At 56.6% G+C, this 15,486-nt stretch carries 8 protein-coding genes; all 8 read right to left on the bottom strand.

All coding sequences use genetic code 11. The features are described 5' to 3' along the window. Window positions 1-39: 39 nt before the first annotated feature. On the bottom strand, window positions 40-5,526 hold the full coding sequence (locus C5748_RS00995) for an alpha-2-macroglobulin family protein (RefSeq protein WP_105740062.1): 5,487 nt from the start codon (window positions 5,524-5,526) through the stop codon (window positions 40-42). An 87-nt stretch (window positions 5,527-5,613) separates the two neighbouring features. Beyond that, a complete protein-coding gene (locus C5748_RS00990) occupies window positions 5,614-6,747 on the bottom strand; it encodes a glycosyltransferase family 4 protein (RefSeq protein WP_105740061.1) in 1,134 nt (377 codons plus the stop codon). A 1-nt stretch (window position 6,748) separates the two neighbouring features. Then, a complete protein-coding gene (locus C5748_RS00985; RefSeq protein WP_105740060.1) occupies window positions 6,749-7,864 on the bottom strand; it encodes a glycosyltransferase family 4 protein in 1,116 nt (371 codons plus the stop codon). Then, window positions 7,839-11,354, bottom strand: a complete 3,516-nt coding sequence (locus C5748_RS00980) for a glycosyltransferase (RefSeq protein ID WP_105740059.1) — start codon at window positions 11,352-11,354, stop codon at window positions 7,839-7,841. The genes C5748_RS00985 and C5748_RS00980 overlap by 26 nt, the downstream gene beginning before the upstream one ends. After that, window positions 11,351-12,670 carry an ABC transporter ATP-binding protein gene (locus C5748_RS00975; protein ID WP_245428709.1) on the bottom strand — a complete coding sequence of 440 codons (1,320 nt, stop codon included), beginning with the start codon at window positions 12,668-12,670 and terminating at the stop codon, window positions 11,351-11,353. Before C5748_RS00975 ends, C5748_RS00980 begins: the two co-directional genes overlap by 4 nt. After that, window positions 12,580-13,365, bottom strand: a complete 786-nt coding sequence (locus tag C5748_RS00970) for an ABC transporter permease (RefSeq protein ID WP_105740057.1) — start codon at window positions 13,363-13,365, stop codon at window positions 12,580-12,582. The genes C5748_RS00975 and C5748_RS00970 overlap by 91 nt, the downstream gene beginning before the upstream one ends. A 54-nt stretch (window positions 13,366-13,419) precedes the next feature. Then, entirely contained in the window at window positions 13,420-14,418 is a 999-nt protein-coding gene (locus C5748_RS00965) for a GDP-mannose 4,6-dehydratase (protein ID WP_105740056.1), read from the bottom strand. 36 nt (window positions 14,419-14,454) lie between these two features. Further along, window positions 14,455-15,429 carry a GDP-mannose 4,6-dehydratase gene (gene gmd, locus C5748_RS00960; protein WP_105740055.1) on the bottom strand — a complete coding sequence of 325 codons (975 nt, stop codon included), beginning with the start codon at window positions 15,427-15,429 and terminating at the stop codon, window positions 14,455-14,457. Between the last annotated feature and the right edge of the window lie 57 nt (window positions 15,430-15,486).

Genomic DNA, 15,486 nt, shown 5'->3' with positions numbered 1-15,486 from the left:
GAGATGCCCGGCAGGGCAGAGGGGGGTGTTCAGCGGTTCTCATGGCTGTGCTGTCTTCACCTCCATCATCCCCGTTGCCGTACGTGCCGAAAGCTGCGGGCGGTACATGTCCTCGACGCTTGCCGCCGGATGGGCGTAGACGCCGGGCGTCACGGCGCGCACCACATAGGCCACGGTGAATTCACGCGGGCTCGATGGATCGCGGTTGAATGCCGCGACGAAACGGTCGTAACGGAACTCGCTATGGGCTGTCTCGGTCCGGCCGAGCCATTCGAAATTCTTCAGATCGGCGCTGCTCACCAAACTCGGATTGTCGATCTCGAAGCCGGCCGGAAGCAGGTCGGTGACCAGCACGCGCGAAGGCCAGGCATTGTCCTCGGTGACTTTCAGGACGACGACGAAACGCTGGTTCTGCTGCGCCTCCATCACATTGGCCTCCTTGCCGTCGAGCGCGTAATAGCGCCGGTCGATGGCAAAACCATCGCCGCCGGCGGGAAGCGGCTGCACGGGCGCCGCAATCGTCGTCACCACCGCCTCGATCGGGCTGTCACCACGATTGGCGATGGTCAGCGGGGCGTCGATCACCTCCTGCCCGCTCAGCATTTCGGCAAAGTTTCCGGTGTGCGCCGTTCCGTTGACGTCGAGCGCGATATTGTCGTTGTCCTGCCGGAGCGCACGGGCCGCCAGCAGCATCCAGGCATCGTCCTGGGTGCTGAGATAGGTCGTCTGTTTGCGGAAGGAGGAGACCAGATTGACCATCTGCGGCACCAGCGACGGCACCGGCCTGCTTTCCGCCGCGAGCGTCAGCATCGCCGCGCCATCACGCAATGCCGATCCGTAATCGCTGCGGGCGGGATTGGCAGGCGCCGTCCGCGCCAGCTCATAGGCGGAGGCGAATGTGCTCTGCGCACGCTGGGCATCGCCATAGAGCGACAGCCCGGCGGCGAGTTGCGCGCGGGCCAGGGGCGAGCGGAAATCATTGAGCTGCGTTTCCGAATAATAGCGCAGATCGCCGACATTGGCGCGACGGTTGCGCGCCAGCACATAGAGCGCATAAGCGATATCGCTGCCCTGGCCCTTCACATCGGTATTGTAGGACAGGGCATTCTGCAGATTATCCAGCGCCTGGCCCATGGCTTCATCAGGCACGGTATATTTCTGCTCGCGTGCCCGCGTCAGAAAATCCGTGACATAGGCATCGAGCCAGAGATCGCCGGAACCGGGGCTCCACAGGCCGAAACTGCCGGTAGACGACTGATAGGCGAGAACGCTGTAGATCGCCTTCTGCACGCGCTTTCGCACGTCAGGGTCTTCGGCAACGCCCGAACTGGCCGACAATTCGCTCAAGTAAAGCAGCGGCAGGGCGCGGCTTGCGGTCTGCTCGGCGCAGCCATAGGGGTAACGGTCGAGCGCCATGAGAAGTGCCGGAACATCGAAGCCTGACGTGCGCGACACGCCGACGCCGACCGAGGCGCCCTGCAGCAGGCTTGCCGCCAGGAGCTCGCGATCGATGGTGATGCTTCCGCCATTTGCCGCAAGCGTCGCCTCGCGCCGCGTGGTCACCGGCAGGACCGAGGGGCGGACCGGAAGGTTCAGCGCCTGCTCGATGCTGACGCCATCGGCATGGGTGAGCCGCACCGACAGGCGGCCATCGCCCGGCGCATTCGCCGTCAGCGGCACGATCAGGCTCGTCCTGCCGCCGGCAGCAAGCTGCACGCTTTGGGGCGTATTCGCCCGGTCGACCGCAACCGGTCCCTTAGTGTCGAGGCCGAGCATATAATCGCCTGCCGGACCATCCGTATTGGCGATATCGAGGCGCAGTTGGGAACGGTCGCCGGGCGCCAGAAACTCCGGCAGGCTGGCGGTCACCACTACGGGGTCGCGGATGATCACGTCACGCTCGGCATGCCCGACGCCGCTCTTGGTCCAGGCGACGCTCATCACACGGACAGTGCCGTTGAACTGCGGAATGTCGAAACTGACATTGGCCTTGCCTTCGGCATCGAGCTTGACGGGGCCGGAGAAGAAGGCGACCAGCTTCTCCGTCGGCGCGCTTCCCTCGGTGGTCATCTGCGCGCCGTCACCGCCGGTGCGGATACGTCCCATCACACCGAGCGAGCCGTCGATCAGCCGTCCATAGAGATCGCGGATTTCGAGCCCGAGCTGGCGCTGGCCGAAATACCAGCCATCGGGATCAGGCGTCTGATATTTCGTCAGGTTGAGAATGCCTACATCGACGGCGGCAACGGTGACATAGGCCGTGTCGTCAGCGCCAAGCCCTGCGACCTGCACGGGGATATTCAGCGGCCGGCGCGGCTCGGTCTTCTCAGGCAGGTCGAGCGCCACCGCGAGCTTTCGGCTGCCCGGATCGACCTTCAGCCATTTGATGCCGATGGCGCGCATCGGCATGCGGCTTTGCTGCGCGTCGCCCGGGCGGTACAGAGCCGCCGTCACATAGGCGCCCGCACCCCAATCGGCACTCACGGGGATCTCGATGGTCGCGCCCTCTTCCGGCACGCTCTGCGTCTTGACCAGTTGCAGACGATCGGCGCCGACGGTAACCAGAACCTCGCCGGCAAAACGCGGCGAAATCTGCAGTTTCGCCACATCGCCGGCGGCGTAGCTTTCCTTGTCGAGCGCGATCTCCAGACCATCGGGCGTTTCCGTCGAACGGGCCTCGACATACCATCCGGCATTGAATTCGACGCTCGTTGCCGGACCAGACGTATCGGCGGTCTCGACCTCCAGCCGGTAGCGTCCCCATGCGACAGGAATCGAGATATCGGCCTCGCCATCGGCGGTCAGCATGAGCTTTCCGTCGGCGACCTTCTTCGTATAGGTCACAGGCTCGTAATTCCAGGCATCGCCATTGCGATACCATTGGTAGTTCTGCTCGACCTTGATGAGCGACCAGCTCACATCGCCAAGGCCCTGGCGCTTGCCCGAGGGATCGACGGCGATCACCTTGAAAGCCGCCGTCGAATTTTCCGCCACCTGATTACCGGAAAATTCCGGCCTGATGCCGATCGCCGGACCATCAGGGGCGATGGGGAGCGAAAGCGAGCGCTCGACGGCGCGGCCGCCGCTCTCGCGCATGCGCACGACGACATCCGCCGAGAGCGGGCGCGTGGTGGAAGGCGTTTCGTCGATATTCACGTCGAAAGACGCCTTGCCCTGATCATCGAGGACGGGAAGGCTTCCAAGATCGATACGGCTGTCATTGCTTGCCTCTTCATCGGCAAGACCGAAGACATATCCGGGATAACCGTCGCGCTCGCGCACGGTTTTCAGATGCACCTCTCCTTCCAGCGTCAGCCCGGCAGCGGGAGCGCCATAGAGATAGCGGCCATCGACATTGACCCGCGCCGGCTTGCCGATGACGATCTCCTTCGTATCGCTGGAGAGATCGAAGGTGATGCGATCCGGCACGAAATCTTCCACCAGAAAGGATTTGTCGGCGATCGAGGCAGCCTTCGGGTCGGTGAAGACGCGCATCTGCCATGTTCCGCGCATGGCATTTTGAGGCAAAGGCAGTTCGGCCACATGGCCGCCGAGCGCCGAACCGCCGCTCACCATGCGCCTGTCTTCGACGCCATCGGGCCGATAAAAGACAAAAGTCAGCGGCAGGTTTTCCACCGCTATCGCCATGTGATCGCGGGCTAGGGCTGCCGCGTGCACGGTTTCGCCCGCCCGGTAGATGCCGCGCTCCGTCCAGGTCATGACATCGATCGGGCCGGGAACCGGCCTTCCGGTGACGCCACGGTCGGAAAGATCAAAACCGGCGCGCGTCATGTCGAGGAAGACATAATCGCTATCGCCGCCTTTGGCGGTCAGGACGGCAGGCGCCAGACCGGCGCTGCCGCGCGTCAGGCCGGCGGTGAATGTGGCGCGCCCATCGGCATCGGTCGTCGCAGTACCCAGAATTTCGTTGTTGCGGGCCAGGAGCTGCAATTGCATGCCTGCGAGCGGTTTTGCGCTTGCCAGCGAACGGACAAAGACATTGAGCCCGTCTTCGCCTGCATAGGTGGCGAGACCGATATCGGAGACGACGAACCACTGGGTGGCGCGCGCGCCGGAGCTATCCGGCGCGCCGTCGGGGATCGCCGTCAACACATAGACGCCGGGCTTGCGCTCAGGCAATGCTTCATCGACGGGGAAGCTCGTCACCACATCCTTGTTGCGCTCGGGCTTGATGTCGAGCTTGCCTTCCCACACCAGCTCACCGAAGTTCTGATTGATGTTGGCCGCCGTATATTCATCAAGCTGTGTCAGGAACTGAGATCCGGTCATCACCTCGGTCAGCGAGCGATCGTTGACGCGGTAGAGCTTGAGCGCGGCAGCTGATGTGTTGACCGTCACCAGCGGAATGCCGCGGCGCGCCGTTGCCGGCAGCACGAAATTCTCGCCGGTGAACCGGGCAGACGGCGTGCGGTCGCGTATATAGAGGTTGAGCACGACAGGCTTTTCCAGCATGTCGCCGATCGCATCGGGAAGTCCGGTGCGCAAGGTCACATTGTAGCGCTTGCCATGCTCCAGCCCCTCGATGCAGATTTCCCGATCCTTGGCGTCGATCGCCTTGGGGGCAGCGCCATCGACCGTGACGAACTGGGCGTAATCGACACCCGCCTTCACCAGCTGCTCGGAAAGCTGCACGCATATGCGTGGCGTCTGATTGTCGGAATCGATGGTGTTGTCGACCACGCGGAAGCCCTGCCGGGCCTTGAGATCGTCATAGGCAGCCGCTACCGGCGGCGAAGGGTCAAGCGCCAGGCTTGCCCTGTAAGCATCGAGCGCCGGACGATAGAGCGCCCGCTTTTCCAGACCGGCGGCGAGCGTGGCGAGCGCCTCGGCCCGCACATCCGCCGTGCGCGAAAGCTGATAAGCGTTGAGCGCCGCCGAGGTCGCGGCCCGTGAATAAGCGGCTGAGCTTTCTCCGGGAGCAGGCTTGGCGGACAGTGCAGCGCGCGCGAGCTCCAGCCACAGGATTTCGCTTTCAGGGGTCTGGGACAGAGCGGTAATAGGCCCGTCGAGCGGGCCGCCCGCGGCACCGCCGGGAAGCGTGGCTTGCGGGAGCGGCGCACCGGCCTGATTTCCAACATCCGGCTGCGCGAGGGCCGATATTTTTTGCTTATATTGGCGCGCATCATCGGTGACGGACGCCGGGAGGAAGACGAGCGCCGGGGGTGCACCGATATCCGGCCCCGCCGCCACGTCGACCACCTTTCCGGCTATCGCGCCGGGCGACGGGTTGAGCGTCTTGAAATCGGATTTGAGGAAACACCATTTGGCCTTGACGTTGTAGGTGAAGGCGCGGCAGGCATTGTCGCCGACACAAGCCGCCTCGCATTGCTGGAGCGAGACATTCTGCTCGGTGCGCAAATCCGATCCGAAATAATCCGAATCCTGAGTGGTGACGACCTGCCTGGTGCTTTGCGCAGCCAACGCGGGAGAATGGCCTGCGAGCATCCCACCCGCAACTGAAACCGCAAGGAAACCGATCAGTCCCAAAGCTGCGCGAACCGGCATAGTGTCCTCCTGCGTTTTCTCTCCGATTGTCGGATTGGAGACCAGCGCAGGATCGATGTCAATCTCCGGTTGCCGCCCGGCGACCGCTTAGCGCTGTTTCTTCCTCACCGGTCCTGCGGTCAGCTCGGCATAGATTTCCGCATAGGCTGCGGACATCTTTTTCATGGTGAAGTTTTTCTCATAACGCTTGAGCGCGGCCGATCCCATGCGCTGGACCTGGCGAGGATCGTTCCAGAGCAGTTGCATGGCCGTTGCGAGGGCGGACGGATCGGCGGGCCGCACGACCAGGCCGGTCTCGCGGTCGGCATTGACGAAGCTCGTTCCCGTGCCGATCTCGCAGGAGATCATCGGCTTTGCGAACATCGACGCTTCGACGAGGGAAAGGCCGAAGGCCTCCGAACGCAGATGCGATGGAAAGACGGCCGCATAGCACAGATCGAGCAATGCGACCTTGTCCTCATCGGGCAAAGCACCCAGAAAATGGACATTGTGCAAATTCAGGCGCTCGGCCTGCTTGCGCAAATCCTGCTCCGTCGGCCCCGCGCCGACGATGACCACGGGAAAGCCGGTCATCCTCGCGGCTTCCAGCAGAATATGGACGCCCTTGTAATATCGCAGCACGCCGACGAACAGGAAGAACTTTTCCGGCAGGCGGGCCCGCCATCCGGCTTTGATATCCTCCCGAACAGACGGATAGGCCGCCCGATCGAGCCCGATCGGCACGATCGCGGTTTTCGGCCTGAAATCCTGGAGATGCTCGCTCGACTCCAGATAGTTGGGCGAGGTGACGACGATCCTGTCGACGTTGTTCAAGAAACGGTTCATGAGCGGCTTGTAGCCCAACATGAGCAGTCGCTGTTTTACGATATCGGAATGGTAGGTGACGATCGACGGCTTGTCCAACCGCGTGGCAAAATGGACGATATCCATGAAGGGCCAGGGAAAATGATAGTGGATGATGTCGGCCTGGCTTCCCAATTCGGCAAAACGGCTAAAGGCCTCCAGCGAAAAGCCGGTCGAGGCCATCTCAAAATCGAGCCGCGCCTTATAGGCCCGGTGGCCGTCGAACTCGACGGTGTTTTCCCCGGGGTGACGGCTTAGCGAAAGCACCTCGGTTTCCACGCCATGTGCAGCGGTGCCCTTGGCGATGGCATGTATCGTCCGCTCGACGCCGCCGAACGTGTCTGGCCAATACGTCTTGAAGAAATGCAGAACCCGCATCTCAGGACGCCCTGAGTTCTATGGCTTCATGAAAAACCGCCAGCAATTCATCGGCGCTCTTCTCCCAGCTGAAGCGCGCGGCATTCGCCCGCGCCTTTGCCGACAGTTTTTCATAGAGAGCATCATCCCCCGCCAGTCGCGCCAGGCCGCCAGCCATCGATTGCACATCGGCCGGATCGACCAGCAGAGCGGCGTCGCCGGCCACTTCGGGCATGGATGAGGAATTGGAGGTCAATACGGGGATCCCGGCGGCATTCGCCTCGATGATGGGAAAGCCGAACCCTTCGTAAAACGAAGGCATAGCCAGAAACCGTGCATTTGCATAAAGCCCCGCCAGTTCGTCGTCCGAGACATATCCAGTCAGGCGAACGAAAGGTTCGATGCCGAGCCGCGCTATATGCTGTCTGAGGTCGCCGAGACGCCAGCCCTGCCCGCCGGCGATGACCAGGAGAAGCTTCCGCCTGATCTCTTCGGGCAGGCGTGCATAGGCCTCGAGCAGGTTCGGCAGGTTTTTGCGCGGCTCGTGCGTACCGACAAAAAGCACATAGGAACGGTCGATATGATGTTCCTTCAGCACATCTTTCGAAGCCCCCTGCCCGATCGCGCTCAAGCCGGGATAGATAATGCTCGTCTTGCCGGCGCAGCGGGGAAAAAGCATCTTCAAAGCATCAGCGGTCGCACCGGAATCCGCAACGATCCGATCCGCGCTTTCCAATGCGGGCTTCATCAGAACGCGCTCCGCGAGCCAGGTCCGGAGCCGCATCGTCTCGGCGGCATGAACCCAGACGAGATCGTGAATGGTGACCACCCGGGGAATATTCGGATCGAGAAACCGCGGCAGACGGTGCGCCGGGCCCCAGAAGACATCGACCTCGTCCTTTGAAGCCAAGCGCGGCAACGCCGTCTGCCCCCAGATCATCCGCATGACGCCTCCTGGATAATTACCGATGCGAACAGCCGTTCCCGGCCATTGCGGCAAGGCTGAAATTGGCTTCTCCGGTAGGTAGAGGAAAAGCTCGTCACCCCTCGACGCAAGATGCCGGCACATCTCGAAGAGATAACGGCCGATACCCGTTCGTTCAGGAACGAGATTACGAGCGTCGATGCCGATTTTCATTCGTTCTCAAATGATCAGACAGAGCTCTTTTATGCCGCAACGCCGTAATGAGACCGCCGACCCTTTTTGCGATGGCTCTCCAGCTGTTATCGGATATCCATTGACGACGCCGGTGAGAAACGTCCCGAAGATGCGCCTCATCGCGGTTAACATAGAAATCAAAGAGAACACGTTTTACGGCATCGGCTGCGAAGCTCCCGAGCGGTATCGTTATATCTCGCACCTCTTCAAAAAGCCGCGCGGGAGACGTAGCCACAAAAGGACATGCTTCCAACGAAGTTCTAACAGCCGCACTCGATGATTCCATATTCTCCAAATAAGGAAGAATCACAATATCGCATTCGGATAGAGATGACTTAACTTCTTCTTCCGAAAGAAACTCCGTAATGAATTCAACTTGCCTGCCAATATTCTTCTTCTCAATACTCCTAAGACACTCTTTGTATTCCATTCTTGAAATCTCATCTCCGCGTACTGCATTCATAAGACGCAGACGGTACTTATCTCCATCACCAGTATTATCAATAAACTCCGAAAATGCGTCGATAATCGCTAATACGTTCTTGTGAGGAAGCAAAAATCCAAATGACCCAATGATATAACTAAATTCCTCTGAAACCTTATCTATATATGATTCAGAAACCCCTTGCTGAATCAATGTAACATTATCCGTAACTCCAGCAAAACCAAGATTGTTCAGATCATTTATATTATGAACAATAATGCGATCGAATAACTCAAGAGATCTCACTAATGATTCTATCCGTTCCCCTCTAAAACGGGCGACAACATCAGTCGTATGCAGGGTTATAATAACTATTCTCCCGCTACTCTTTATAAGCTCGATATTTCTAAGGAATGCATCATCAAGTTCATACCAGGAAAAATGGTGTTGAAACCAAACAATCTCCTTCATAAATTTCATATGAGAGGAGGAAAATGGCCGCATAGCAACATTCTTCTTCCAGCCCTTTAGAACATCAAAGCCGTTCACCTTTTTATAATTAGAATTAACGTCATCGCCGACTTCGTAAGTGGGTGAAAGTATATTTATGTTTATATGCTGCCCTCTCAGCTCACGGGCTAATTTTGCGGTGTATTCAGAAATTCCACATGCTTCCGCCCACGTCGAAACGAATGTTACACCACCCTCGGAAAGCTCCTTTTCATATCCGGAAGCGGCATCGAGAGATGAAATAAATCGAACAGCCGAATCTCCTGACAGGTATGTTCTGTTTATAGTGTCGAACAGCGCATCAGCTTTTCGGTTGAGGTCTTCACCGTCACGCCTGATGCTCCCTACGACCTCACGAACGATAGCAACAAAACTTTCCAGATCCGGTTGAGCCCAATAGGAATAAGCGCTGGAAAAATGCGATTGGGCCTCACCATAAGAATATGGAATGAGCCAACTGTTCGCATCGTTGAGGAAATCCAATTGCCCTCCATAGCTCGTGGCGATCACAGGAATCTTTCGTATGCCAGCCTCGATAGCCGGCAGATTAAGCCCCTCACCCCGCGACGGCAGAACGACGGCATCGCAGCTGTCATAAAGTTCTTTCATTTCATCAGTTGAATATTCATCAAATACGACATTTATTCTACTTCTAATATCCTTATCTACATATCTATCAATAACGCTGAATATATCATTATGTATATTGTAAAATGTCTTTATAACCAACTGTATGTCTTCGTCATCCCTTGCCAACTCATTAAATCCACACAAAAGAACGTCTACGCCCTTCCGCGGGAAACAAGATGATACATGTAAAAGCGTAATTTTCTTACATTTTTCCTTAGGTACTTTAACGTCCGAAGGATAAACCTCGCCTAACGGGACAGGCAATACAATAACTGGCGTGCGACAGCCGTTATCCTCTAAAACTTTGCGGACAAATCTGGATGGAGCTATAATAATATCATATTTCTCCAGCTTGGACATAATATCATTTGGAATAAAAGACTCTTCCCAAAAGAAGAGAATAAACTGATTGCCCGCGGTAACGTCACGATCCAAAACGGGATAATGATGGATTATACTGATTTTCTCTACACGCTGGCGATCGTTCGCCTCCATCAAGGTTTTCAATCTTTTAGTCGATGAGTCGGATGGTGCGATAATGGAGTTTTCCGGCTTTCCGTGATGCGGTATGATACGCACGTTCATTCCAGAAATCTCAGCCAGCGCCAATGCTAAGCATCTATTTATATAAGACAGACTATATGACCCACTAAAATGACCCAATATAGTAACATCCGTCTCAGAAAAATTCCGATTTAATACTTTATAATCCTCATGGCCGTAGGATTTGTAGTGAAATCCACCTCTTTTATTGGTATATATATCAAGTGGACCTCCGTTAGTTTTGTGTATCGAATTGATAATTCGGAATTTTAAACGTGGGAATGGCGTCAATATAGCCGATGCAAGACGCCTTGCAGGTGAAAAATTCCCGAAAACCGAATGAGATCTATTTATTAATGCGTGAGATAGCCCGTTAACATTATCTACAAAAGGAATAGATCGGTAAATATTCTGTAAAACTTTAGATATCTTCCATGATTTGCTATTATATATAGATTCAAGAATTCTTTTTGTGTGGTTTAATTCATTGCTTAATGCATCCAATCTATCATTAGTTTCTCTTACCGCCAAATGTGCCTTTTCGCCAACCCGCAATTGGACGATATCATCTATCTCCGATTCAAAAAGACGAATTTGACCGATTAAATATTCCAAATCCGCCGGACTATGCTGTGCATTTAGAGCAACAAATCTCTCCAGACCCCCACTACTTATATTTTCCACTTCCAGATTCTTTTGCCCCAGCAGAGCATAATCCATTCCTACATTGAACAATGTATATATGACCGTTTCCAACGGCCGCATATTATCTACGGAAGCATCATGGTTTAATCGTATTACATGCGCATTCTCTATTCCCGATGTTTGAACATGAAACTGTAACAAAAGCGGCGGGATAGGCTTAACATGGGTTGGATCCATATAAAAAGACCAGGTTCCAACCGTTAGATTTTCAGGATTCGGCGTTTCAATTATCAAGACTCCACCTGGAATCAGAACACGCTGAATTTCGTTAATGACGTCTAGAAGATAGACTGTCTCCAAATGCTCCACGATATGAAAAGCCGTCACCAAACCAAATGATTGGTCGTCCTGCTTTTTTAGAAATGTCAACGCATCTTCCGCAACTGTTTGAATGCCAGCTTCAAGAGCAGAATTTGCCATACCGGCGCTTGGATCAACGCCGATTCCTTCCCAGCCCTTCTCCATGATGAGCCCGAGCCACTCCCCACGACCGGAACCGAGATCTAGCGCCTTTCGGGCGTTTGGGTGACTGCGCTCGAGTGTCTCCAATAGCGGAAGATAAACAGACAAGCGGTGGCGTACGCTTTCTCTGGAACCGCGAAAGCGGTCTTCAAATGCTCGATATTGCTTATCAAAAGACGTCCTTTTGCCACTCATCGTGTAATCTGAAACTCCGCGCCCAAAAATGTCGTTCCGATGAAAGTCGGCAAGCTCGTATTTACAACATCGAAAACAATCACATTATCCTGCCATTCATAATTTTGATCCAGGTGCGTATCGGATGCAGATAGTGATGTCGAAAAGCTGAAGGAGCCCGGTCCAAGGTTGCATGCAAACGCAATATCATAGCTGATTGCCTCATTGCTTTTGCCGTTCATCACCATTTGGCGCGTATGCCACGTATTCGTGCCCCAGATGACGTGACCACTTCGATCACGCAGCATTAAGCCGAGAACCAGCTTCGGTATCGGCTTTTTAAGGTGAACTTCGACGTGCATTATCAATTTCTGGCCAACAGTGGCGGTGTTTATCTGTGAACGGGATTTAGCATCCAAGAGTTCAATTTTGCCGATATAGGCATCATACGTGCCCGATCGCGTGTGCAGCCAGCCGTTCTGATTGCGCTTCTGCTCGACGGTCATCTTGGCGTTTTCGCGCTCGGCGATCATCGCATTATAATAGTCCACCACCTCGTCGGGTGCACCGTCTTTCATGACGGTTCCCTTGTCGAGCAGGATCACGCGGTCGCAAAGCGCACGCACATCGCCCAGGCTGTGCGTGACCAGGATGATCGACGTTCCCTCCTGTTTGAACTGCCTGATCCGGTCGAAGCTCTTGTGCTGGAAATAGCTGTCACCGACGGAAAGGACCTCGTCGACAATCAGGACATCAGGGCGTTTTGCCGTCGCCAGCGCGAAGGCGAGACGTGCCTGCATGCCGCTTGAATAAACCCTTGTCGGCTGATCGAAGAACGCGCCGATTTCGGCAAAATCCTCGATCATTGGCATCAGTTCCGTCAATTCCGCCTGAGAAAACCCCATCAGGCCGCCGGCCTGGTAGACGTTCTGGCGGCCGGTGAATTCGGGATTGAAGCCCAGCCCCAGTTCGAGGATGGCGCTGATGCGTCCGGCCACGGTCACGAAACCGCTCGTCGGGCGGACGGTGCCGGTGATGATCTTGAGAAGCGTGCTCTTTCCCGCGCCGTTCTGCCCGATCAGCGCCAGTGCTTCGCCCTGCCTGACCTGAAAGGAAATGTCGCGGTTGGCCCAGAACTCGCTTTCAGGCTGGATCGAGGCGCCGAACCAGTTGGCAAAGCGCTGCAGATTGCTGCGGTATGCCGCGTAGCGTTTGCTTATGTTGGAGACGTCAAGGATGACCGACATCAAAGCGCATCCACGAGTTCGGGGCTGGCGCGGCGGAAAACCAGGAAGGACAGGGTCACGGCAACGCCGCTGACGACGATCGCCGGCCACAGGCTGGACCAGGACGGCGCCTGGTTGAGAAGAAGCGCATCCTGGTAGAGATTGACCAGCGGCGTCAGCGGATTGAGCCCGATGAGAGAGCGGAATTTTTCAGGGACCACCGATTTGAGATAGACGATCGGGGTGAACCAGAACCAGAGCTGCATGAAAACCGTCATGAACTGCGCCACGTCCCGCGCAAAGACGTTCAGAACGCCCAAAAACACACCTATCCCGAAGGCCATGATCGAAATCAGCAGCATTCCGGGGATGAGATAGAACCATGCCAGACCCGGATAATGACCGAAGAACAGGAAGATGACCGCAATTGCGGCGAGAAGCAGCACATGGTTGATGAGCGCGCTGCCCCATATGATAACCGGCAAACAGAGCCTTGGAAACGAGATCTTCTTCATCGCAGACGCCTGCTCGATGAAAATCCCGATGCTCCTGTTCAAAATCTCGCTGAACAGGCCCCACGCCGCCATCCCGGAAAGGAGATAGATCGGATAGGCCGCCTGACTGTCGATATTCGGCATGCGGGCCTGCATGACTTCGGCCAGCACGATCGAAAATATGAGGGCCTGCGCCAGCGGGTGCAGGATGAACCAGAATGCGCCGAGACGCGAGCGCGCAAAGCGTCCGCGGAGATCGCCGCGGATCGATGTCAGGATAAAATGGCGATAGCGCCATATGCTACGCAGCATAATAATTGCCTTCCGTGAAAACACGGGCCGAGACGTTTCCTGCCGTGTGAATTATTATGATGCCGACCCTGCGCGTTGCCTTGTTCCAGCGCGTTGGTCTGCCTCTACGCGTTGCTTCCAATCGTCCAGAACATCGGCCAAAGTGGTTTCGAAGGCGATTTCCGGCTTCCAGCCGAAGACATCGAGGGCAGCGCCGGCATCTCCGGTCGCAACCGCCACTTCGCTGCCGCGCAAACGCTCCGGATCGACGCGGATATCGATCTTCAGGCCGGACATCTGGACCAGAGCATCGAGAATGGCGTGTATCTGGCGAGGTTTGCCGGATGCCAGATTGAACGCGCGGCCGAAGGCGTCGGGGACATCGGCAAGTGCTGCGTCGGCATAGGCGCGAACCACGTCGCGGACGTCCATGAAATCACGTTGCGCCAGGAGATTGCCCACTTCAAGCAGCGGCGATTTCAAGCTCGCGGAGATTTCCGCGACCTGCCTGGCGAAGGCCGGTACAACATAAGCGTCCGACTGCCCCGGCCCCGTGTGATTGAACGGCCTGAAACGGATCGACTTCAGGCCTTCGCTCGCCAATTGCCCCACAAGAATATCCGCGGCAGCCTTGGTTGCACCATAGACGCTCAGCGGCTTGAGGGCAGCCTTTTCGGTAACGGGTTCGCCTCCCGCCTCGATGAACGATTCTCCATAGGCATCGGAGCTTCCCGCAAAGATGAAGCGGGCATGGGGCGCGATCTCCATCACCGCCTGGGCGACGTTCAGCGTGCCCGTCACATTGATATCCCAGGCCCGCCGATAGGCCCTGCGGGCATCGTTGGGGGCCGCCACCGCCGCCAGATGAATGATCGCGGTCGGCCTGGTTTCCCGGATGAGCTCGGCTATCTCGTGATAATCGGTGATATCCATTCGCCGGCCGGTCGCGCTTCCGTACCCGACGGGAAAGACGGATAGTCCGCCGGCAGGCGTCCTTGCTGCCAGCTCGCGCTGCAGCCAGGTTCCGACAAAGCCGTTCGCGCCGGTTATGAGAATGCGGTTTTCAAGCACCATTCAAGACACCATTGCCGGACATTCCGGCGCTGAAGCTCATTTTTCAAGCCGTTTCAGATCCGCCTCGACCATTTCGACAATCATGTCCTCAAGCGAGATTTTCGGCTCCCAGCCGAATTTCTCCCTGGCTTTTTGCGGGTTGCCGAGAAGCACTTCCACCTCGGCGGGCCGGAAAAGCTCGGCATCGATGACCAGATGATCATCGATATTGAGCCCGACATGCTCAAAAGCAAGCCGGCACATCTCGCGAACGGTCGTGGTGCGTCCCGTTGCGACCACATAATCGTCCGCCTCGTCCTGCTGCACCATCAACCACATCGCCCGGACATAGTCCTTCGAATGGCCCCAATCGCGCTTGGCATCGATATTGCCGAGGCGAAGCTCCTTCGCCTGGCCAAGCTTGATGCGGGCCACGCCGTCGGTCACCTTGCGGGTGACGAACTCAATCCCGCGCAGCGGCGATTCATGGTTGAACAGAATACCGCTGGATGCGTGCAAACCAAAGCTCTCGCGATAGTTGACGGTAAGCCAGTGACCGTAAAGCTTGGCTACCGCATAGGGCGAGCGCGGGTAGAAAGGCGTCGTTTCGGATTGCATCGGTTCCTGGATAAGCCCGTACATCTCCGATGACGATGCCTGGTAAAAGCGTGCATCGGGCTTTTGCAGGCGCACGGCTTCCAGAACATTGGCGACGCCGATGCCGGTGACCTGCCCCGTCAGGATCGGCTGCTGCCAGGAGGATTTCACGAAAGACTGCGCCGCGAGATTGTAAACCTCATCAGGGGCAATATCGCGCATCGTCCGGAGAAGGCCCGAGAGGTCCAGGAGATCGCCATCGACGATCCTGACATCACGTTCGATGCCGAGCCACTCCAGGCGGGTCAGATTGACGTCTGATGTGCTGGAGCGGCGGGCAAGGCCGTGGACCTCGTATCCTTTATCGAGAAGCAATTCCGCGAGATAAGCACCATCCTGCCCCGTAATGCCCGTCACCAATGCCTTTTTGGTCAAATCCCGTCTCCAAAAACCATTATTCTGCGACAACAGGCGTCTATTGCCCGCTCAAAT

It is taken from the genome of Phyllobacterium phragmitis (assembly GCF_002980495.1).
GTDB lineage: Bacteria > Pseudomonadota > Alphaproteobacteria > Rhizobiales > Rhizobiaceae > Paramesorhizobium > Paramesorhizobium phragmitis.
This window is presented reverse-complemented; position numbering and strand designations above follow the sequence as displayed.

Coding starts and splice junctions, on each gene's coding strand:
- C5748_RS00985 (WP_105740060.1), bottom strand. CDS start 7,864: ATGAAAATCGGCATCGACGCTCGTAATCTCGTTCCTGAACGAACGGGT.
- C5748_RS00995 (WP_105740062.1), bottom strand. CDS start 5,526: ATGCCGGTTCGCGCAGCTTTGGGACTGATCGGTTTCCTTGCGGTTTCA.
- C5748_RS00970 (WP_105740057.1), bottom strand. CDS start 13,365: ATGCTGCGTAGCATATGGCGCTATCGCCATTTTATCCTGACATCGATC.
- C5748_RS00980 (WP_105740059.1), bottom strand. CDS start 11,354: ATGAGTGGCAAAAGGACGTCTTTTGATAAGCAATATCGAGCATTTGAA.
- C5748_RS00990 (WP_105740061.1), bottom strand. CDS start 6,747: ATGCGGGTTCTGCATTTCTTCAAGACGTATTGGCCAGACACGTTCGGC.
- C5748_RS00965 (WP_105740056.1), bottom strand. CDS start 14,418: ATGGTGCTTGAAAACCGCATTCTCATAACCGGCGCGAACGGCTTTGTC.